Origin of the sequence: Mycobacterium sp. (assembly GCF_035274705.1) — a bacterium.
Lineage (GTDB): Bacteria > Actinomycetota > Actinomycetes > Mycobacteriales > Mycobacteriaceae > Mycobacterium.
Window position 1 is genome coordinate 1 of the sequence record NZ_DATENY010000030.1, and the last position, 21,890, is coordinate 21,890.

At 64.9% G+C, this 21,890-nt stretch carries 19 protein-coding genes and 1 pseudogene; 7 read left to right on the forward strand and 13 right to left on the reverse strand.

Annotated elements, in window-relative coordinates; translation table 11 throughout:
- From VJV41_RS07815 to VJV41_RS07830, 4 genes are all read left to right on the forward strand, one after another.
- The coding region (locus tag VJV41_RS07815) for an acetate--CoA ligase family protein (protein ID WP_325332728.1) at positions 1–244 on the forward strand (244 nt) is incomplete at its 5' end.
- The gene (locus VJV41_RS07820; protein ID WP_325332729.1) at positions 241–1,584 is read left to right on the forward strand and encodes a 3-hydroxyacyl-CoA dehydrogenase; all 1,344 of its coding nucleotides are present in this window, start codon (positions 241–243) and stop codon (positions 1,582–1,584) included. The genes VJV41_RS07815 and VJV41_RS07820, both read left to right, overlap by 4 nt.
- Entirely contained in the window at positions 1,581–2,468 is an 888-nt protein-coding gene (locus VJV41_RS07825; RefSeq protein ID WP_325332730.1) for an amidohydrolase family protein, read from the forward strand. Before VJV41_RS07820 ends, VJV41_RS07825 begins: the two co-directional genes overlap by 4 nt.
- 28 nt (positions 2,469–2,496) lie before the next feature.
- A complete protein-coding gene (locus VJV41_RS07830; RefSeq protein WP_325332731.1) occupies positions 2,497–3,975 on the forward strand; it encodes an aldehyde dehydrogenase in 1,479 nt (492 codons plus the stop codon).
- 67 nt (positions 3,976–4,042) lie between these two features.
- Here the strand turns inward: VJV41_RS07830 and VJV41_RS07835 are convergent, their stop codons facing one another.
- The 13 genes from VJV41_RS07835 to VJV41_RS07895 form a co-directional block, all read right to left on the reverse strand.
- Positions 4,043–5,392 carry an amidohydrolase family protein gene (locus VJV41_RS07835; RefSeq protein ID WP_325332732.1) on the reverse strand — a complete coding sequence of 450 codons (1,350 nt, stop codon included), beginning with the start codon at positions 5,390–5,392 and terminating at the stop codon, positions 4,043–4,045.
- 40 nt (positions 5,393–5,432) lie between these two features.
- Positions 5,433–5,969, reverse strand: a complete 537-nt coding sequence (locus VJV41_RS07840) for a cupin domain-containing protein (protein WP_325332733.1) — start codon at positions 5,967–5,969, stop codon at positions 5,433–5,435.
- Entirely contained in the window at positions 5,962–6,984 is a 1,023-nt protein-coding gene (locus VJV41_RS07845) for an LLM class flavin-dependent oxidoreductase (RefSeq protein WP_325332734.1), read from the reverse strand. The genes VJV41_RS07840 and VJV41_RS07845 overlap by 8 nt, the downstream gene beginning before the upstream one ends.
- 281 nt (positions 6,985–7,265) lie before the next feature.
- Positions 7,266–8,387, reverse strand: coding sequence for an alcohol dehydrogenase catalytic domain-containing protein (locus tag VJV41_RS07850; protein ID WP_325332735.1), 1,122 nt, complete (start codon positions 8,385–8,387; stop codon positions 7,266–7,268).
- A gap of 102 nt (positions 8,388–8,489) precedes the next feature.
- A complete protein-coding gene (locus tag VJV41_RS07855) occupies positions 8,490–9,320 on the reverse strand; it encodes a fumarylacetoacetate hydrolase family protein (RefSeq protein WP_325332736.1) in 831 nt (276 codons plus the stop codon).
- Positions 9,321–9,373: 53 nt separating this feature from the next.
- Positions 9,374–9,925 (reverse strand): nuclear transport factor 2 family protein, encoded by a 552-nt coding sequence (locus VJV41_RS07860; protein WP_325332737.1) that lies wholly within the window; start codon positions 9,923–9,925, stop codon positions 9,374–9,376.
- 78 nt (positions 9,926–10,003) lie between these two features.
- The gene (locus tag VJV41_RS07865) at positions 10,004–11,002 is read right to left on the reverse strand and encodes an MDR family oxidoreductase (protein ID WP_325332738.1); all 999 of its coding nucleotides are present in this window, start codon (positions 11,000–11,002) and stop codon (positions 10,004–10,006) included.
- 65 nt (positions 11,003–11,067) lie between these two features.
- Positions 11,068–11,931 (reverse strand): enoyl-CoA hydratase/isomerase family protein, encoded by an 864-nt coding sequence (locus VJV41_RS07870; protein ID WP_325332739.1) that lies wholly within the window; start codon positions 11,929–11,931, stop codon positions 11,068–11,070.
- 49 nt (positions 11,932–11,980) lie between these two features.
- Entirely contained in the window at positions 11,981–14,116 is a 2,136-nt protein-coding gene (locus tag VJV41_RS07875) for an acetate--CoA ligase family protein (RefSeq protein ID WP_325332740.1), read from the reverse strand.
- Positions 14,113–15,723: a bifunctional 3-(3-hydroxy-phenyl)propionate/3-hydroxycinnamic acid hydroxylase gene (locus tag VJV41_RS07880; protein ID WP_325332741.1), complete on the reverse strand. Its 1,611-nt coding sequence runs from the start codon at positions 15,721–15,723 to the stop codon at positions 14,113–14,115. Before VJV41_RS07880 ends, VJV41_RS07875 begins: the two co-directional genes overlap by 4 nt.
- A 9-nt stretch (positions 15,724–15,732) precedes the next feature.
- The gene (locus tag VJV41_RS07885) at positions 15,733–17,259 is read right to left on the reverse strand and encodes an aldehyde dehydrogenase family protein (RefSeq protein ID WP_325332742.1); all 1,527 of its coding nucleotides are present in this window, start codon (positions 17,257–17,259) and stop codon (positions 15,733–15,735) included.
- Positions 17,256–17,939 (reverse strand): enoyl-CoA hydratase/isomerase family protein, encoded by a 684-nt coding sequence (locus VJV41_RS07890; protein ID WP_325332743.1) that lies wholly within the window; start codon positions 17,937–17,939, stop codon positions 17,256–17,258. The genes VJV41_RS07885 and VJV41_RS07890 overlap by 4 nt, the downstream gene beginning before the upstream one ends.
- Entirely contained in the window at positions 17,936–19,189 is a 1,254-nt protein-coding gene (locus VJV41_RS07895; RefSeq protein WP_325332744.1) for a CoA transferase, read from the reverse strand. The genes VJV41_RS07890 and VJV41_RS07895 overlap by 4 nt, the downstream gene beginning before the upstream one ends.
- A 204-nt stretch (positions 19,190–19,393) precedes the next feature.
- On the opposite strand from VJV41_RS07895, the gene VJV41_RS07900 reads away from it, so the two are divergent.
- The 3 genes and pseudogenes from VJV41_RS07900 to VJV41_RS07910 form a co-directional block, all read left to right on the forward strand.
- Positions 19,394–20,134 (forward strand): IclR family transcriptional regulator, encoded by a 741-nt coding sequence (locus VJV41_RS07900; protein WP_325332745.1) that lies wholly within the window; start codon positions 19,394–19,396, stop codon positions 20,132–20,134.
- 265 nt (positions 20,135–20,399) lie between these two features.
- A complete protein-coding gene (locus VJV41_RS07905) occupies positions 20,400–21,566 on the forward strand; it encodes an acyl-CoA dehydrogenase family protein (RefSeq protein WP_325332746.1) in 1,167 nt (388 codons plus the stop codon).
- 117 nt (positions 21,567–21,683) lie between these two features.
- Positions 21,684–21,890: pseudogene (locus VJV41_RS07910) on the forward strand (short chain dehydrogenase); the annotation flags it as partial.

A 21,890-nucleotide genomic window follows, 5' to 3' on the forward strand; every position in this document is an offset into this window, starting at 1 on the left:
AATCGTCGACGAGCTCAAGAAGCTGCGGTCAGCGAAGCTCTTGGGCGGGTTCCGCGGGTCCGAGGCCGTCGACCTGGGCGCGGTGGCGAAAGTCGTCTCAACCGTGGGCCGGCTCGTCACAGAGCATCCCGACATCGTCGAACTCGACATCAACCCCCTTCTCGCGCGCTCCGACGGAGTGATGGCTCTCGACGTGCTCATTGTCTGCGGCGACCACACCGGAGAGGCGGTGAGCGACGCATGACGGACAACGCCGGCGCCGATGCTCGAGCGGCGCTTGAGCATTTGTATAAGGCGGAGCGCGAGGCCGGCAACATCCCGGGCCTACCCCAGGTAGACCCGGGCTGGCGTCCCGGCCGCGCCGCGATCGTTGGCGCCGGGACGATGGGCGGTGGGATCGCGATGGCGCTGGCGAATGCGGGTGTCCCTGTGACGCTTATCGATCGGAGCATGCGGGACCTCGACCGCGGTCTGTCACGGGTCGCCGCGACGTATGCCTCGAGCGTGCGCCGCGGTCGGCTCGACCAAGCCGAGGCCGACGACCGGCTTGCCCTCATCCGCCCGGCAACCGACCTGGAGGCGATCGGTGACGCCGACATCGTGGTGGAGGCGGTCTTCGAGGAGCTGACGGTCAAGCAGGACGTCTTCCGCGCGATCGACAAGCACGCGCCGCCAGGGGCCATGCTTGCGACCAACACATCTGCGCTGGACATCGACGCCATCGCGAGCGCGACGTGCCGACCGGAGGACCTCATCGGCGCGCACTTTTTCAGCCCCGCCAATGTGATGCGTCTGCTCGAGGTCGTCCCGGGTGCGCGAACGGCCCCGGTGACCGTCGCTCGCCTGTTCGCGCTCGGCCGGCTGCTCGGCAAGGTGGCGGTTCGTGCAGGCAACGCTCGTGGGTTCATCGGCAACGCGATGCTCTTCGACTACCTCCGGGAGTCGCTGTTCCTGATCGAGGACGGCGCGTTGCCCGCCGACGTCGACCGCGTGCTCACGGAGTTCGGGTTCGCCATGGGCCCGTTCACCATGACCGATATGGCCGGCCACGACCTGGGCGTTGAGTCGCGTCGCAGGGCGATCGCGACCCGGCCGCTGGACCGTCGCTATTCCGATCTGGATCTGCTGCTCGTCGATCTCGGCCGGCTCGGCCAGAAGAGCGGCGCGGGTTGGTACCGCTACACAAAAGGAGACCGGACTCCGCATCCCGACCCGGAGATGAATCGGCAGATCGTCGAGCACTCCGCCCGCATCGGAATCCAGCGCCGCCGGATCGGTGACGACGAGATCCTCGAGCGCTGCCTGTACGCCCTGGTCAACCGGGCAGCGTGGCTCCTCGGCGACGGCATCGCGGCGAAGCCCGGTGACATCGACGTCGTCTACGTCACCGGTTACGGCTTCCCGGCGGCCCGCGGCGGCCCCCTCTACTGGGCCGACTCGGTCGGCCTCGCGACGGTGCTCGGCGGCGTCGAGCACCTGCAGCGGACGCACGGGGTGTGGTGGGAACCCGCGCCCTTGCTTGTCCGGCTCGGCCGGGCAAACGCCACCTTCGCCGATAGCGACACGACGGGAGCCCCCGCATGACCACGCTTTACCAGCCCGCGATCGACCTCGACGGGCTCGACGCACTCGACATGCACACCCACGTCCACGCCTCAGTCACCGAAGACGCCGCCGAGGTGACCGCGACCCTTGCGGCGATGGCGAAGTTCTTCAAGGCCGACGAGCTGCCCCCGGGCACGCTCCCCGACCTCGCCGCGTACTACCGCAAGAGAAACATCGCCGCCGTCACGTTCACCATCGACACCGGACCTGGCACAAAAGAGCAAACGCTGACCAGCGACGAGATCGTGGAGCTGGCCGCCAAGAACAACGACATCATCATCCCGTTCGGCAGCGTGCACCCGGACCGCGGCGAGGAGGGCGCCCGCCTTGCCGAGCGGCTCATCGTCGAGGGAGGCGTCCGCGGCTTCAAGTTTCACCCGAACGCGATGTCCTTCTACCCCAACGACCGCAAGGCTTACGACCTGTACGAGGTGTTCAACGCGCACCGGATCCCCGCCCTGTTCCACACCGGACAGTCGGGCGCCGGTGCGGGCACCCGCGGGGGTGGCGGCATGCGGCTGAAGTACTCCAACCCTCTGCATCTGGACGACGTCGCGGTGGACTTCCCGGACATGCCCATCGTGCTGGCCCACCCGTCGTTCCCCTGGCAGGAGGAGGCCCTCGCGGTCGCCGTCCACAAGCCGCAGGTCTACATCGAACTGTCGGGATGGTCGCCTAAGTACTTCCCTCCGATCCTCGTCCAGTACGCCAACACGCTGTTGCGGGACAAGGTGCTCTTCGGTAGCGACTTTCCCCTCATCACTCCCGACCGGTGGCTGGCGGACCTGGAGAAGACAGAGATCCGCGACGAGGTCAAACCCGGGCTGCTCAAGGGAAACGCGATCCGACTTCTCGGGCTGTGACCAACCACGATTGGGTCAAGGGTGACACATGACGATGCGTGAGACGCTGATCGAGAGCAACGAGCTCTTCATTGCCGGGGGGTGGCGGCAACCGCGGGGAGGTAACCGCATCGAGGTCTACTCGGCGAGCACCGAGGAGCTGATCGGGTCCGTTCCCGAAGGCGTTGAGGCCGACGCCGACGATGCGGTGGCCGCGGCGCGGACAGCGTTCGAGGACCCGTCCGGCTGGTCCTCGTGGTCCCCCACCGATCGCGCGAAGGCACTCGATCGCCTGGCCGACGCACTCGTCGCACGACGTGAAGCGATTGCGCGCCGCGTCTCGATGCAGAACGGCATGCCCATCGGCGTATCCACGCAAATCGAGGGCAACATCCCGGTGATGGTGTGCCGGTACTACGCGGAGCTGGCACGCTCACACCGCTTCTCCGAGGATCGAGAGGGTCTGCTCGGCGGCGTCATCGAGGTCACGCAGAAGCCGGTCGGCGTCGTCGTGGCGATCGTGCCCTGGAACTTCCCGGTCTCACTGATGTTCGGCAAGGTGGCGCCGCTGCTCGCGGCGGGCTGTACGGCGGTCATCAAACCCTCGCCTGAAACGGTGCTCGACTCGCTGGAGGTCGCCGAGGCGATCATCGAGGCCGGGATACCGGCCGGCGTGCTGAACATCGTGCCCGGAGGACGTGAGCTCGGCGCCTACCTGGTCGAGCACCCAGGCGTCGACAAGGTCGCCTTCACCGGCTCCACAGCAGCCGGGCGCAGGATCGCCGAGCGCTGCGGCACGCTCCTTCGGCCGGTGACGCTTGAACTCGGCGGCAAGTCAGCCGCCATCATCCTCGACGACGCCGACCTGACCCAGTCGCTCGAGCAGCTGTTCCTCGCGACCCTCCTCAACAATGGTCAGACGTGCTTCATCGGGACGCGGGTGCTCGCACCGATGTCACGCTATGAGGACGTGCTGCAGACGTTCGCCGGTCTTGTCGGCGCGCTGCAGGTCGGCGACGCCCTGGACCCATCGACGCAGATCGGCCCGATGGTGTCCGCGGTCCACCGCGATCGCGTCCAGCGCTACATCGACAAGGGCAAGGCGGAGGGCGCGACGGTCGTCGTGGGTGGCGGGCCACCTGAGCAACAGCGAGGCTGGTTCGTACAGCCAACGGTGTTCGCCAGCGTGGACAACTCGGCGACGATTGCTCGAGAGGAGATCTTCGGGCCGGTGCTGTCGGTGATCGCATACGAGACCGTGGAGGATGCGCTGGCGATTGCCAACGACTCGGAGTACGGCCTCGGCGGGTCGGTCTGGTCCAGCAATCCGGAGAAGGCGCAGAAGGTGGCGCGCCGCGTGCAGACCGGCACGGTCGGCATCAACCATTACACGCTCGACCCAGCAGCGCCGTTCGGCGGCATCAAGGCGTCGGGGATCGGTCGCGAGCTGGGGCCGGAGGGCCTCCAGGCCTATCTGTCGATCCAGTCGATGTTCAAGACTGCCCCTGCCCCCGCTGGCCCTTCGTAGAGTGCTTCAGGAAGTCGCCGAAGGCCCAGGCGCGCCAACGGTTCCCGCGCATCAGCAGCCGTTCGGTTCACGCCGACGATGCACATGCACGGGCTCGCGCCTCGACTAACCGATCCCGCGACCGTTCGGCGGCCGCGACCGCCTTGTCGACAAGCGCCTGGTCGACCATTCGGCCGGCCCTCTTGACGTAGCGGCCTGCGACAAGGACGTCAACGACTGCGCCCGGGTGGCCGTAATTGACAACGGCGGCGACCGGATCGATCACGGAAGCGGTCCCTGGTTGCCGGAGATCGAGGACAACGATGTCGGCAGCCTTGCCCGGGGTGAGACTACCGATCTCATGATCGAGCCCGCTGGCCCGAGCACCCTCGATCGTGGCGAATGCCAACACATCTCGCTCAGTCAGCGCCACCGTGGGCGAGGCTCCAGTGAACACCTGCGCCGCGGTCTCGGCGATGAGGGCTGACCGCATGACCGAGAACATGTCGCCGGGCGCGCTGGGCTCGGCGTCAATGCTGAAGCTGGGCCGAATGCCCGCAGCGACGAGCCGAGCTGTTGCGGGTGCCCCGATTCCGGGCATCGCCAACTCGATATAGGCCGACACCGAAGCGCTTCCCCCGCTGTCTGCCAGCATGCGAAGCTCCTCATCGGATGTGCAGGAGCAGTGAATGAACAGGAGATCTGGCCCGAGGAGGCCCTCTCCGGCCAGCGCGGCGATTCCGCGGTGACGGCTGGATTCGACCCCGCCGATGTGCATCGATGACCGCAAGCCCAGTTCGCGGGCAAAGCGCAGGTCGTCGCGGGTCACCGGCATCCCGGAGAGCTCCGGCCCGCGGAGCATCAGCGCGAAGGTCACCAGCCCGCCACCGGCACTTCGACCGCGATCGAGGATTTCGGTGATGTACGTCGGATGGCGGCGGGGATTGTCTTGCGCCCGCCACGCATAGGTGTCGATGGACGGCCACCCATAGGCCAATACCGCTCGGCCACCTCCGTCGACGAGGGCCTGCAGGACCGCCTCGGTATGTTCTGGGCTGTTCTGGACGTGCGACTCGTCGCGGACCGTGGTGATCCCGGCCTCCAGCGCACCGAGTGCCCCTAACAGGTCGCCGGCGTAGGCGTCCTCAGGCGTGATGAGGCCGCCGAACTCCGCGCGAATTATCCGCGCATACCCGAGATAGTCGGTCCAGGTCGCCGTCCCGCGCAATGCCGTCTCCCACATGTGCCGGTGGGTATCGACGAAACCGGGCACGATCACCATGCCGGCTGCGTCCACGACTGAGGCGTTCTCCGGGACGTCGATCCGGGTTCCGACGGCGGCGATCCTGCCGTCCACGATCATCAGGTCGCCGACGAGCTCCCCGAGAGTGGGGTCCTGGGTCAGCAGGTGCGCCCCTCGATAGACCACGGCGGTCATCCCGCGGCCTCGCTTTCGGGATACGGCGGACAGACGCAGGTCACGAAGTCGTCTCGACGTCCGCGCCAGTCAAGATCACGGCAAGGGTGGCGGGCTTGTCGGACCGGTTGCGCCAGCCGTGGCGCGTCGCGTTCTGGACGACGGCGTCACCCGCGCGCAGATGGGTGAGGTGTCCGTCGTCTAGCTCGAGCCAGATTTCTCCGTCAACCACGATGACGTAGTCGACCGTCGGCGTGGTGTGCATCCCATCGGGCTCGAATCTCTCGGCGAGTCCCGGACCGTGTTCGAACTGTTCGGCCACGAATCCGGGACCGTCGAACGCGGGTGTGCCCATCACTGCGTCCGGTGGGAACGTCAACACCATGAGGCGGGTACCGCCGGGGCCGGGTACCAGCGATTGGGTTTTACCGGTTGGATCCTCGCCGGACTTGCTGACCGGCTCGCCGGGTTCGGTCGCCCACGCCACCGACGTCACACATCCCGGGAAGGAGATGAACTCATGTGTGCGGGGCGGAACCCCGTCATCCACGACGACCGAACGTCCGCGGCTGTCGTGTCCGGTGACGACCCTACGCATGCTGGACCTCCTGTGGTTGGGTGCCGGTGGCCGGTAGGTCGTGGCGAAGCTGCGCCGCCTCGTAAAACGCGCGCAGCTCGCGAGGGATGTCGGGACCCGCGGGCTGGTAGAGCACGCCGGTCGCACCGGCATCCTCGAGATGACGCAGCCAGGCCGCGACCTCGAGAGCAGTCCCGGTCATGGTGCCCCGTCGTATCACCTCGGCGGACAGGAAGCGACGGTCGATCGCATTCGGCTCGATCAAGTGGCCGCGGAAGAACTCGAGGTGCCGACGGCGCGCATCGACGGCGGCGATCGCCGTCGCGTAGCCGATGGCCTCTTCCATCCCTGCCAGCGGCCCGTACTCGCCAAGGTGCAAAGCCAGCGAGGCGCCGGGGCCGGCGGCTTCGGTCACGCGCGGCGAGTCGATCGGCTCGCCCTCCTCGAGAACTGTGCCCGCGTAGGTGAGGTTGCACAGCCCGTCGAACGGGACGGGGTTGCGGCCGTGGATGGGCGCGGTGACGACACCTGCGCCGAGGTTCGTCGCCGTCCCAAATCCTTTGGGGCCGTGGGCTGCCACCCACATCGGCACCTCGATCGGAAAGGTGATGCCGGTCGCGGGCCCGTGCATCAGGCCGACGATGGTGCCCTCCCACTCGACCTCGCCGCCGGCAAGCAGCGTGCGCAACCCCATCACATAGTTCTCGAGATCAGCCCACTTCGACGGCGGCCGACCCAGATAGGCCGCACTGGTCAGCCCCACCCCGACTCCAGCGTTGAACCGGCCGGGCGCGACGGTCGCCAGATGGGCGATGAGGGCCGCGTTCATCGTCAAATGCCGTAGATGAGGGGTGAACACCGAGACGCCGAGCTGGATATCGGTCGTGCGCGCCGCGGCCATGCCGAGGGTAATTCCCGTGTCGGCGAACGAGATTGGCACGTCATAGACCCACGCCTGCTGGTAGCCGAGCTCCTCGGCCAAGACGATGTGGTCGGGGGTGTCGAGCGAGGGCGCGAAGGCGCAGTTGATCTGCATTGCGGTGCTTTCTTGCCTAGGATTCGGTCCGTCATGTGGACCATTTGGTCCGTATCGAGGGACGCTACCGGCCGCCAATGTGACTGTCAACACACAAACTGCGCGCTTTCGTGCGCAGTGGAAGCGCCTGGCCGGGCATCGCTGGTACCGAAATGGCTGGTTCATATCGCGGACCGAGTGCGCATGGACGCGACCCATCACGACCACGGCGCGCGGATGAATACGACGGATGCCGTTTCACCCGTCGCGGCCGGGGCCTTCTGATACCGAGCTGGAGCCGCCTAGATCGACGAGACTCCTGGATTGACGACGAAGTTCGTGAATCCACCATTTCGGCTGGGCAGCCCCGAAATCGCCTCGTTCACTTGGTCCAGTGGGTAACAGACATGTTCGAACACCGAGAGATCGAGCGTTCCCACCCCAGCCATTTCGGCTAGAGCTTGGCCGTCACCGGTCGTGAACCAGGGCGATCCCTCCATGCTCTGCCCATTGGCCATCATGAGGTCCAACTTCATGCCCACGTGGCCGGCTACTCCGCCGATGTTGTAGGCCCGCCCACCTCGGCTCAACGACCGCATGCCTTGCTGCACGGCCTCGTGCGCACAGCCGGGACCGAGCGCGTCGATGAAGACATCGACGCCACGGCCGTTCGTCTGGGACATCACCCAACTGTCGATGGCTTCGCCGTTGGCGGTCGAGAACACGTCGATGCGGTCGGGTGCGAGCGCTTTGACTTGGGCCAATAGCTCAGGATTGCGGGCGGTGCCGAGAATCTGCGTCGCGCCCATGGCAAGGCCCAACAGCGCGCCGCCCACGCCCAGGGTGCCGCTGATGCCGTTGATGAGCAGGCTGCGGCCCCCTCCGACGTTGCCCTTGCGCATCGCTGAGTACATCGTGCCCAGATAGCCGAAGCGCGCCGCTTGGTTGTAGGTGACGTTGTCGGGCAGCTTCACCAGCGCATACTGCGGCGCGATCATGTACTCACACAGTCCGCCATACGGATAGTCCTCGAAGAGCTTGATCGACTTCTGCGAGGCGCCCATGTAGCCGCCCAATGCGTAGTACTCGCAGTGGATGCTGTTGTCGCTGCGGCAGGCTCGGCAACCACCGCAGACGCGACCCGGGTTCACATATACCCGATCACCGGGCTGCCATTCGTGCACCTTGGAGCCGACCGCGGTGATTTCGCCCGCCGGATCGAGCCCGAAGATCGCGGGCAACGGCGGCAGCGGCAGTTCAGGAAACCACGCTGGCCAGTTCGCGAGAATGTTCGCGAAGTTTGGCATGATCCCGCACGCGTGGACGCGTACCTGCACATCCCTATCGCCAGGTTCCGGGATGGGCAGTTGCTCGATTTTCATCTTGTCCGCAACGTGGTGCAGGCGAGCCGCCATCATCATCATTGAACTCTCCTTCGTGAAACTCGGTCGACGTCAAGCTGCTACCTCGGACGGCGACCGTGGTGCGGCGACATGAATCACCTTGTGCGGCACCAGAAAACGGTGTTAGATGTCAGCGCGTCCGACGATCGGCGTGCGGATCGTGCCGATCGATTCGACCTCGACCTCGACCTCGTCACCCGCGACGAGCAGCCGCGGGGGCTTGAAGCTCATTCCGACGCCTCCCGGCGTACCCGTGGCGATGACGTCGCCCGCCGTGAGTGTCACCGTGTCGGTGATGTAGGCGATGATCTTCGCGAGGCTGTGGATCATCTGGCCGGTATTGGCATCCTGAACCGTTTCGCCATTGACTCTCGTCATCAGCCGCAGGTTCGACGGGTCGGCGATTTCGTCAGCGGTCACCAACACCGGGCCGATCGGGCCGCTTCGGTCGGCGTTCTTACCGAGCGTGAACTGCAGCGTCTCGGTCTGCTTGCGCCGAGCCGAGAGGTCGTTGAACGCGGTGTAGCCGAGGACGTGCTCGAGGGCGTTCTCTTCGGTCGCACCCCACACATCGTCCTTGATGACGGCGGCGAGTTCGACCTCCCAGTCCAGTCCGTCCTCTTTCGGGGGCACAGGCACGGGCGTCCCGTCCGTCACCAGGGTCGACTCCCAGCGGCCGAAGATCATCGGCGCCTTGGGCTCATCGATCCCGCCAACCTCCAGGGCCTCCTCAGCGTGCATCTTGTAGTTGATTCCCACGCAGAACACCCGCGACGTCACGGGCACAAAAGGCACCACATCGAGCTCCGCAAGAGGTATCTGTGCCTGCCCGGACGACTCGACGGCGCCGCCGCGGCGGTAGAACTCGTCAACGTCCCCCAACGGGGTGACCATGCCATCGGACACTGCGCCGATGAGTCGGGCTCCATCCTGCTTGTAGCCAATCAGTCTCACAATTATCGCCTTTCGTGATTGCACGGTCGATGCGACCGCACATCTGGTCTAGGTCAGTTCTTTTCCGGCATTTCCGAAAAGACCTCCCACTCCGCGTCCTCCGGGAAGTCGTCGTGGGCGATGTCGCTGCCGAGTTCGCGCCACACCTCGTAGGCGATTTCGCGGGTGATCAGCCCGTCGCGCATCTGGAAGCAGTGCACGAGCCGGGCGTATACCTCGGTGCCCTTGGGGAACGGCATGTTGGGCATCAGCGCGGGGTCGCCGATGACGTACGCGTGGGCGATCTGGTCGTCGAAGACGAACTCCTCGGTGGCGAATCGGCGCAGTCCGAGGGTCTTGCGATAAGCGAGGGTGCGGAAGATGTTCCGGTAGGCTTCGAGCACCTCCTTGGGATCCTTCATCACAACGCCACGACTGGGTGCCTCCCACGTGATGTCGTCGGCATACACCGCAATGGCTTTCTCCACCTCATCCGGGTTCTCGGTGTGGAAGTGGAAGTCGACCACCTTGAGGTTGCGCGCGATGATCTCGTCCCGGGTCAGCTCGCTATCGGGACGCGGGTCGAACCCGAGCTCGGCGAGGGCGTCCCTCTTTGTAATGGTCATATCATGCCCTTCAGAATGACGTGGGTATTGGGTTAGGTTGTGGCCGAAGCACTTTCGGCCCAGATGTACGCCGTGTGATCATTGGGTCACGTCGATGACCACCCGGCCCTGCACACGGCCGGCCAGGATCTCGCCGGCCAGCTGCGTCACCTTCGACATCGGCTCCACTCGGGTCATCTCGGCGAGCAGCTCCGGCCGGAGGTCTCGGGCCAATCTCGCCCACGCCGACTTCCGTTTGGACAGCGGCGCCATCACGGAGTCGACGCCGATCAGTGCGACGCCCCGGAGGATGTGCGGCAAGACGGTACCGGGCAGGTCGGCACCACCGGCCAAGCCACATGCGGTTACCGCTGCCCCGTAGTTGGTCTGCGCCAGCACGTTCACCAACGTGGTGCTGCCGACGGAATCGACCGCTCCCGACCAGCGCTCCTTCTGAAGCGGACGGCCGGCGGCGGACAGACTCTCGCGGTCGATCAGCCCAGTGGCACCCAACCGCTTCAAATAGGGGTGTGTATCGGCGCGCCCCGTCGATGCCGTGACGCTGTATCCGCGTGCCGAAAGGAGCGCGATGGCAACGGATCCCACTCCCCCGGCGGCTCCGGTAACCAGAACATCTCCCGCTTCGGCCGAGATGGCGCCCCAATCTTCGAGGGCATCGACACACAGCGCGGCCGTGTAGCCCGCCGTACCGATCGCCATGGCCTGTTCGAAGGTGAAGGCCTCGGGGAGGGGCACAATCCAGCCTGGATCGACACGTTGATACCGCGCATACCCGCCCCAGTGGGATTCGGACATTCCCCAACCGTTGACGATGACTTTGTCGCCGGCGCGCCAGTCCGCCGACCGGGATTCGACCACGGTGCCCGCGAGATCGATGCCGCCGACCATCGGCAGCGTGCGAGCCACCTTGCTCTTGTTGCCGCTCAGAGCAAGGCCGTCTTTGTAGTTGAGGCTGGAGTAGGCGACCTCGACAAGCACGTCGCGATCGGGTAGGTCTTCCAGACCGATCTCCTTGACCGACGAGGTCGCCCCCGAATCGGTCTCCTCGATCAGTACAGCCTTGAAACGCTCATTCATGGGATATTCCCTCTCGCAATGCTTTTGTCAATTCACTGTCTTCGCGGGGACCCGATCCGCCGGGGCTAGGGGTCGACATCGAACCAAGACTCCTTGAACGGGGCATCACGAATCTCCTTGTAGCGCTTCCAGTCCTGCTTCATCAGGTCCGAGAAGAGTTCGCCGTTCCAGGCTCTGTGCTCGCCGGAGCACGAATTGGTCGCGGCGTTGAATGCGATGCCGGCCTCTTTTTGAGCCTTCCAACCTGAGACGTTCATGCCGTAGTTGATGACGCGCCGGTTCATGATCATCGTGTCGCGCGGCATGGCGGCGATACGCCTCGCCAAGTCGTGCGCTTTGGGCAGCAATGAATCCGGTGCCACGACCTCCAGAACCAACCCGATCTCCTTGGCCTTATCGGCCGTGATGAGTTCGCCGCTCAGGGCCATGAACTTCGCCCACTGCGGTCCAATCAAATAGTTCAGCGCCTCAACGCCCGTCCCACCAAAGCGGGTTTCGATGAGTCCGAAGCGTGCCTCACTGGACGCGACCAAGATGTCGAAGTGGGCGGCCATCATGAGGGCAGCGCCGTAACAGATCCCATTGATGGCGCCGATGACGGGCTTGCGAAGCTCGCGGATCTTCTCGTTGTCGACGTCTTCCTCGCTGAGGAACCAGTACCAATCGAGGCCCGATTCAGGCTTGCGCCCGGTGGTGACGTCACCGCCCGAGGAAAATGCTCGTCCTGAGCCCGTGATCACCACACATCCCACGGAGTCGTCGGCGTCCGCCTCGACGAGCAGCTCGACGATCGCGCGCTGCATGCTGTTGGGTCCATGGCTGATCGCGTTCAGCTGCCGCGGCCGGTTGAGAGTGATCGTGCCTACGCCGTCGGCGACGCTGTAGCGGACGAAGGGTTCTTCTGTTCCGGGAGGCTGCTCGGTGGTCACGGTCTGGTCTCCAAAGATCGAATCTGGGTGCATCGAAAGGTTGGTCCGCTCATGGGTGGGCGGCGGCGTTCGGTGGCGGATGGTCGGCGGAGTCGCGGAGAAGTACCAGTGCGTCGACGGCCACGATCCCGTCCGGTGTGAGCGCCACAGGGTTGATGTCCAGTGACTCCAGCCACGGGCGCGCAGATACCGCCAGATCACCGATGCGGCGGAGCAATTGCGCCAGCACGTCTTTGGGCCACGGCGCACTGCCTCGCGGTCCGTCCAGGACGCCCCCGACGTTCACGTCGCGCACGAGTCTTGCGGCCTCATCGACGTCGAACGGTGCCAACCTGCCGACGACCTGGCGCATGACCTCTACGAAGATTCCACCCAGTCCGCAGACGACGAGCGGGCCGAGCTCGCTGGCCGAGTTCACTCCGACCAGTAACTCACTGCTGATGCGGTATTGGGGTTGCACGACGACGACGGATGACTCGCCGAGTTCTTCTGCCAGCGAACGCAATTCCTTCACAACGCCGGCCAAGTCGTCGGCCGCCACATTGAGGCGGACCGCTCCGATGTCGCTGCGGTGAGGAACGTCGGCCAGCTTCACCACGTACGGCGAATCGAAGGGAATGTCCGTCTGGGCCGGATCCGAAGTTCCGATGACGGCATACGGGGCCACGGGCACGCCAAAGCTCGCCAACAACTCCATGCTCGCCGCGAAGTCCAGCATGCGGCCGGCGGTCGGGTGCTCGACAATCGACGAAGGCGCGGGAAGCGCGCGGGGGTCGGCATGGTCGTGCCGACTTGGGGGCGTGAAGGTGACGAAGTCCGCCATCGACTTCAGCGCACGCACCGTGGCGCGTAGACCGCGCGTGACAGCGATGCCCTGGTCGAGATAACGCTGCACTTCCTTGCCGATGGGCCCGCCCTCGAAAGAGCCGACGATCAGTAACTTGTCCGTCTCCGCAACGAGGTCGAGGGCGGGACCGGCGAACGCGTTGAGGGCATCTTCGGCGCCATCGCACACGGGACTCTGGACGAGGACCGTATCGACGTCGTCCGATCCGAGGAACGTGCGCAGAGCCGAGGTCGTCACGCGTGGATCGATCATGGCCGCTCCGGTGAGATCCAGCGGATTGACCACGGTGGCACCGGGAATCGCCTCGTTGATCTGTCCGCGGAGCCCTTCCAACGGCGGAGGATCGATGCCTTCCTCCGCGCACACGTCGCTGGCCATGGTCACCATGCCGCCGGACCCCGATGCGATCGCCAGGCCGGCGACGGACGTCCATCTCGAGGGCGCGACCTGATCGAAGAGCACCGCTCGATCCGCCAGGTCGACAAGGTCGTTGGCCACGATGACGCCGTGCTGACGCAACGCGGTCTCATAGATCCATGATTCTCCGGCGACCGCGCCGGTGTGCGACTTCGCGATCGCCTGGCCTCGGGAACTTCGCCCATTCTTCAGCGCCAAGACGGGCTTGCCGGCCGCGATCATCCCATCGACGGCGGTCCAGAACGCCGCAGGGTTCCGTATCGTTTCGATCAACAGGCACACGGCGTTCGTCGAGTCGTCCGTGGACAGGTAATCGATGACCTCGGCCATGTCCACGACTGCCTCGTTGCCGGTCGAGACGAGGTAGCTGTACCCGATCCGACGTTCGACGCCGGCGATCCCCATCGGCATCATGGTCGCGCCGCTGTGTGTGACGAACGCAAGCCGCCCCGGCGAAATCGGCAGCCCTGGCGGCGAGCCGGCCAGGTGGAGCCCGCGCCCGGGCGCAACGATCCCATTGCAGTTCGGTCCGATCACGGGCATCGAGCCCGCAGCGGCCACCAACCTATCTTGAAGATCCCGCCCGGCCGGGCCGGCTTCGGCGAAGCCTCCGGCATTGACGATGACGCCACCGATTTCCAAAGCAGATGCTTCAGCCGTGACGTCGACGGCAGCTGCACTGTTGGTGAAAACCAATGCAACGTCCACGCTCACGCCCTGCTCGGCGAGTTCGGTCAGGGAGCGCGAGGTGCTCCGGCCCATGACGTTCTCGCCGCGACGGTTGACCAAGTGCAGCGTGATTCCGCGGGGCGCCATGGCCTCGACGGCGTTTCGCGAGCGTGCCCCGGTCTCACTGGCTCCGACGATGGCAACGCTTCTCGCCGTGAAGATCCGCTCGAGTCGGTGCCCGCTGCCGGTCACGCCGCCACCACTTTCAGGTGGAGCTGCTCGCGCAGTGAGTCGAACAGTGACCGCACGCCGTCGGCGTCGGCCGCACCACCGAAGATGTAGCAGTCAGGCCGAACCAGCACCAATCGGCAGCCGAGGTCGTTCAGCCATCGCGCGTAGTTCCCGCCGACATCCTCAAAGCCGTCCTGGCTTGGATCGGCACCGAGGACGACTTCAGTCGCGTTGAGCTGCTTGAGCACGTGGCGGTCTGCGGCGCGCAGCGACGCCACGAGGGATTGGTCGACCGAGAGGAGCAGCCAGTTGGCGCCAACGTGGTTGTCCAGAAGCGATTCCCGACCTGAACGAGTCACGGTGAATTGGGCGGATAGCTGCCCAGCCGGTGAGACCACTTCCCCGCCGATTCTCATCAGGAATCCATCTGAGAGTGGAGGTACCGTCCCGTAGCCGTTCTTCAGATTCGTCGCAACAAGGCCTTCTCTCATGCGCGCGTCCCGTTCGCGCATCACATCCGGATCGGTCGACCAGTAGATTTGGGCTCTCTCTGACGCAATCTTCATCAGTTCGAGGACTTGCGGTTTTCTCTCGTCGGTGTAGCTGTCCAGAATGGCCGCACCCGCTATCCCTCGTAACACCAGGTCGAGTCGCCAGGCGAGCGCCGCCGCGTCACGCTGTCCGCTGCACATTCCCTGGCCCTGGAACGGCGGCATCCGGTGCGCGGCGTCACCCGCCAAAACGATGTTCCCGCAACGCCATTGATCGAAAACCAAGGTCTCGAACTCGAACACCGTATGACGGATCAGACGTGAATTCTCCGGCGTGAATCCCCACGGCGCGATCAGTTCCCAAGCTTTGGTCTCGGTGCTCATCTCCGCCGACGTCTCGTCGTCGTGCACCGCAAATTCCCAGCGGGCAAATCGCTTCCCTGACTCTCGCCAGGCGCAGTAGGGCCGGGGAAGCATCATTCCCACTTCGCTATCCGGCATCGTCGCCCCCACCGCGGGGTCGAGCCGGTCGGCGAAGATAACGAGATCCCGCGCCTTATACCCAAGGTCTTGAACGCTGCCGTTCAGATGTCTGCCGACGACGCTGTTGGCACCGTCCGCGCCGATCAGCCAACGGGTTTTCAGTACTTGCCGCTCACCCGTCGCGACCCATTGACCATCATGGGACTCACCGAACGAGATGCCGACGCGGTACTGGCCGTCCGCGTCTTCCTCGATGTTGTCGGCCTGCCATCCCTGGCGCACGGTGACGTTACCGGTGCTGCGCACATTGGTGTCCAGCATCCGCTCTAGATTCGGTTGATAGAGCGAATAGTGGGACCACCAGCCTTGTTCTGACGGCTCTGCCTCGACCTTGGCCATCTGCACGCCATCTGCGTCGAGGATGACCGTGTGCCCGGTGATGGACGAGTCCGCTGCGATCGGATCCGCGATGCCCATTCTCTGGAACAGTCGCATGACCTCGCCGTCGACGTGACCGGCTCGGGGCAGCTCATAGAGGTCGGACCATCTCTCGATCACGACGGTCTTGTGCCCGGCTTTTCCGAGCCAGTACGCGAGCGCGAGACCTGTCGGCCCGTATCCGATGATCGCTACATCGAATGGTTCCACAGTCATTCTGGTCCCTTAGTCGAAGTTGAGGATGATGCTCTTACGGACCGTGAAGTGTTCGAGCATGGACTCCAGGGTGAGTTCGCGGCCCAGCCCTGACTGCTTGTATCCGCCGTAGGAGATGTTCGGTCCGGCGACCTGCGCCTGGTTGACCTGGACAAATCCGGCTTGCAGGGCCTCGACGGCGGAAAGCGCCATCTTCATGTCGCGGGTCCAGACGCTGGCTGCGAGGCCGAAGTCGCTGTCGTTGGCGATGGCGATGGCTTCCTCCAAGGTGTCGAAAGGCATCACGCAGGTCACCGGGCCGAAAATCTCTTCACGCGCAACGGGATTGGTGTTGTCGATGCCGGTGAAGATCACCGGTCGCACGAAGAACCCCTGCGAGAAGCGGTCGCCCTGTGGGAGCTCCCCGCATTCGTGCGCGGTTGCGCCCGGCGTCTGCCGGCCCTGCTCGATGTAGCCCTGCACTTTCTGCAGCTGCGGTTCGGAGATGATCGTGCCGATGTCCGTCGCTTCGTCGAACGGGTCGCCGATCACGAGCTGAGCCACCTGTGATCGGAGTTTCGCCACGAATTCGTCGTGCAACGACCGGTGAACGAGGATGCGAGACGCTGCGGTGCAGCTCTGCCCTTGGCGAGTGAAGCGCATCGCGACGAGCGCGCCGGCTACGGCCTTGTCCACGTCCGCGTCGGCCAGCACCAGCATCGGGCTCTTGCCGCCGAGTTCAAGAGTCACCGGAACGAGCTTGGCCGCCGCCGACTGGTAGATCAGCCTGCCGGTCTCGACGGATCCGGTGAAGGTGACTTTCGCAACCTGCGGATGCGCTACCAGCGGCGCTCCGCAACCGACACCGTCACCCGACAAGACGTTGAGAACACCTGGCGGCAGCACCTCATTCAATATCTCGGCGGCCCGCAGCACCGCCAACGGCGTTTCTTCCGCACTCTTCACGATGACGGTATTGCCGGCAACCAGGGCGGGTGCGATCTTGACCGCCATCAGCATGAGCGGAACGTTCCACGGCAGAACCGCCGCAACAACGCCGATCGCGTCGCGTTGGGTGTAAGCGAGCACGCCGGGACGCATGGGTACGGTCTCGCCCTTGAGCTCACTCGCCAGTCCACCGAAGAACTGCAGAACATCGGCGAAATTGGCTGCCTCCGGGCGACATTCCGTGCGTAGGGCCTTGCCCGACTCGAGCGCAAGCAGGAGGGCGAGCTCCTCGACGTGCGCGGCCAACGTGCGCGAGCACTCGATGAGCAGTCTGCCCCTGTCGCGGGCTGGAAGCTGAGCCCACGCGGGCTGGGCAGCACTCGCCGCGGCGACTGCGATCTCGACGTCGGACGCATCCGCGTCGGCCACGCTGCAGATCAGATCCTGCGTCGCCGGGTCACGTAAGTCGAACTGGCGCACCGCCGTTGGGCGGGTCAGTGCTCCGTTTATCAGGACGTATCCCGAAAGGCGTTGCGCCGAGCAGAGGGCGGACGCTCGCAGGTCGGCGCTGTTGCGAAGACGGACGCCGTTGTCAGTCTTGGTACTCATCGTTGATGCCCTTCAGTTCGTGAAACGGTCGCACGAAGTAGGTTGCGGTGGGCGGCGACTGTGCCGGGGTCAGCTGATGCGAGCACTCCGACACAGTCGGCAACGAGCCGGTCGAGGTGGTGACTGCACTCGTCGACCAAGCCAATCCTTTCGGCTTGCGTTCCGTCGACGCGCAGACCCGTGTACAACATCCGCGCTGCGCGGCTGGGACCCACCAGCGTGGCCAGCCGCGCGATCGAGTCCTCGTCATAGACAATGCCGTGCCGAACAGCGGGGATCGCAAAGATAGCGTCCGGATGGGCGAAGCGGATATCGCACGCCAGCGCAAGACTGCAGCCGGCGCCGATGCTCGGACCGTCCACACGGGCCACGCTCGGTACCGGAAATTCCGCGATCGCCGCCACGGTTCGGACTACGAGTTCACGAAATGACGCTGACGCGCTGCCGTCGCGCTCTTTGACCGCGGCCAGGTCCGCGCCGGCGCAGAACGCCCCGGTGCCGCCCTGGACCACTAGAACCCGCACATCCGGGCGCCCGGTGGCAGCATCGAGATGCGTGAGGATCGTCTCGAGCATGTCCCATGACAGCGCGTTGCGTTTGTCTGGACGGCGCAATTCCAGGACCGCCACCCCGTCGGTGATGTCGAACCCGATGTGTCGCGAAACCGCTGTCGCCGTCACGAGACCAGGCTCTCGGCCGACGCGTCGATTCCGATGACGCCAGCCTGCACCAATTGCGCGATCCGATCCTCGCCCAAGCCCAGCTCGAACAGCAGATCCAGGGAGTCGGCGCCGGTTCGAGGCGCCCGGGTCCGCGCCCGTGGGGCGCCGTCTGACACTACCGGGGTGTTGACGATGCGTTCTTGCCCGAACCGTTCGCGGTCGCGCGGGAACAGGTTCCGGGAGGCGTACTGAGGATCGTTCAGAACCTGACCGATGCTGTTCACGGGGCCGCAGGGCACGCCGACCTCTCTCAGGCGCGCAATCCAGACGTCGCGCGCATCCGTGTCGAAGCGCCTCTGCAGGATCGCCGCGAGCGCGTCGCGGTGCACGAAACGCTCGTACTCGGTAGCGAACCGGTCGTCATCGGTGAGATCTATGCCGAGCACTCGACATAGCGGTAGCCACGAACGATCCGTGCCGCCGATGACCAGCAGCTGCCCGTCACTACAACCGAACGCTTGATACGGTGCCGCCAGCCGATGCGCGGTCCCCAACGGGCCGGGCTCCTCACCGGCACCGAGATAGTCGGCTACCTCCCAGACCGACCAGCCTGCAATCGTGTCGGCCAGTGACACATCTATATGGGCACCGCCATGGCCCGCACGGGCACGTTGCAGTGCGGCCAAGACGCCGATGGCCCCCCACATCCCGGCTCCAAGGTCCGCGATGGGGTAACCGGCCTTTGCCAGTCGTCCTTCTGCGCTGCCAGTGACGCTGAGCAGACCCCCGTAGGCTTGCGCTATAAGATCAACGCCCTTGGCATCACGCATCGGCCCTCGCTGGCCGAAACCCGAAATCGAGCAGTACACCAAATCCGGGCACTCGTCTTTGAGATCGTCGTAGCCAAGTCCCTGTTTGGCCAGCGCACCCACCCGGAAGTTCTCAACAAGAACGTCCACCTTTTTCGCGAGCCCACGCACCACCCGCTGGCCCGCCTCAGAACGAATGTCGACCGCGAGGCTCCGCTTGCCCCGGTGCACCAGATCGAACGGTAACGACAGCCGCTCCGGGCCAACGAGCCTGCGCCGCAACGCATCACCCTCCACTGGCTCGACCTTGATGACCTCTGCTCCGAGATCACCGAGGATCGTCGTGCAGTAAGGGCCCGCGAGCGCGCCGGTGATGTCCAATAGGCGAATGCCTTCGAGGAAGGCGGGACGTTGCCCGCCGTTGCGATCGCCGGAACCGTCCTCATGCCAGGAAGCCACGTCGCGCACGCCCCTCAACTGATCCGTAATATGGACCGATCGGACCATATAGAGGGACGCTACAACCGGGTCAAGGTGACTGTCAACACTCTCCATCGATCGCCTTGACTCGTCGGCACGTGACATGCGCGGGACGGTCACGCGGATGCGATACTGGTCTGCAATACGGACCGATCGGTTCACATGCGCGGATCAGGAGTGCTTGTGCGAAGTGTGCGGACGACCTTCCAGATTCTGGACGCGGTTGCCGAAAACCAGCCCATCGGGCTCAGTGAACTGGCACGCCGACTCGACCTACCCAAGAGCACCGTGCAGCGCAGCCTGGCCACACTCGCCGATCTGGGTTGGATCCGCGCCGACGGCAGAGAACTGACCCGCTGGACGCTCGGGGAACGGGCCAGGACTTTGAGCGAAAAGATCGATGACGAGGGCCGTCTACGCGATGCTGCCCTGCCGATCCTCGGACAGCTCAACAGCGACACGCTTGAGACCATCCACCTGGCTGTGCTCGAGTCCCGCACCGTTCGCCTGATCGAACGCGTCGACAGCAAGCACCCACTGCGGCTCGTGAAGCCGATCGGCAGCCGCTCCCCTTTGCATGCCTCGTCCAACGGCAAATCCATGCTCGCGCATCTGCCCGAGGCAGAAGTCGACGCCTACCTCTCCACCGGGCTGACGCCTGTCACCGCCCACACCATCACCGACGCCGAGGGTCTGCGCGCCGAACTCAAGGCCATCCGCGAACAGGGGTACGCCATCGCCGACGAAGAGCTCACCGATGGGATTATTTCGGTCGCTGCGTGCATTCGCTCGGCCGACGGTGCGAGACCCGTCGCATCGATCAGCATCTCCGGACCCTCAGTCCGTATGCGAGAACATCGCCATAACTATGGACAGAAGGTCGCACAGGCGGCGGCCGAGGTCGAGGCCAACCTGCGCCCTTAGGCCGAGCGCGTGCTCAGAATCGATGTTCGGCGCGCAAGGCACACGCACCCGGCTACCGACCCGTTCACACCGATGTTCCGGCTGGCGGAACATTCAACTGGTCACGCGGGCGGTGCGCAGCCGACACTGTTTTCGCTCTGCGCCGCGGGCTCAGGGAGCGTTTGATATGCCCACCATAGGTGGGCCCTGCGGTGACGCTTATGTGGTGGGCTCGTGAACTCGCCGCCGCACTGCCGGGCCGCTTTGAATCAGGAAGGGAATGGTGATGGGTCTTAACCCGCTGCAGCGCACCATTTTCAATGACGATCACACCGCCTTCCGTAAGGCCGCGCGTGACTTCGCCGAGCGTGAGGTGGTTCCGAACCTCGCGGCGTGGGAGGCGCAGAAGAGCGTTGATCGACAGCTTCTTTCCAAAGCCGGTCAGATGGGCTTGTTGGGTGTCGACGTTCCCGAACGCTTCGGCGGTGGCGGCATCGACGACTTCCGGTTTTCCGCCGTGGTGGCCGAAGAACTCTGCTACGCCGGAGCCTACGGCGTCGCGATGAACTTCATCGACTTCAACGACCTTGTGGCGCCGTACTTTCTCGGGTTGGGTACCGAAGCCCAAAACGCCCGATGGCTACCGCCGCTGTGTCGCGGCGAAAAGATCGGCGCCATCGCCATGACCGAACCCGGCACCGGGAGCGACCTTGCCGCGATCACCACAACCGCCCGCCCCGACCGCGACGGCTACATCCTCAACGGCGCCAAGACCTTCGTCACCAACGGAACCCTGGCCGACACCATCATCGTCGTGGCCAAAACCGATCCCGACGCCGGCAAGCGAGGATTCTCGCTTCTGGTCGTCGAAAACACCATGCCCGGACTCACCAAAACCGGACCACTGAACAAAGTCGGACTCGCACTACAAGACACCGCCGAACTACATTTCGACGACGTCTTCGTGCCTGCCGACAACCTCCTGGGTGAACCCAACATGGGATTCGGCTACCTGCGGCGCAACCTGGCACGCGAACGGCTCACCATCGCCCTGTGCTCGATGGCCGCGATGACCCGCACCTTCACCACCGCCCTGCAATACGCCACCGACAGAACCGCTTTCGGACAACCCATCGCCAACTTCCAAGCCAACCGGTTCTACCTGGCCGAACTGGCCACCGAAATCCAGATCGCCCAAGTCTTCGTCGACCGCTGCATACTCGACGCCACCCACCACACCCTCGACGAAGCCCACGCCGCCATGGCCAAATGGTCGACCACCGAACTACACCTCAAAGTCGTCCAACGAGCAGTACAACTCCACGGCGGCTACGGCTACATGCGCGAATACGAGGCAGGCAAGGACTACCTCGACAGCCGCGCCGCAACCATCTTCGGCGGCACCACCGAAATCATGAAAGAAATCATCGGCCGCCGCCTCACCACACCATGAGGATCCCAGCCGGACTTCACTCTTGATCGGTCAGATCGCCCGCACTCACGTCAACTGTTATGACGCCGCTGGCTGCGTTCCACCAGAATTCCCACGACCAGCTGCCTAAGGAGACTCATGTCGGAGAGATCGCTTTCCGGGCGGACGTTGCTCATGTCGGGCGGCAGCCGCGGCATCGGACTAGCCATCGCGATGCGCGCCGCACGCGACGGCGCGAACATCGCGTTCATCGCCAAAACCGACACCCCCGATCCCCGCATCCCGGGCACCGTGCACACCGCCGCCGCCGAAATCGAAGCCGCAGGTGGAAACGCCCTGCCAATC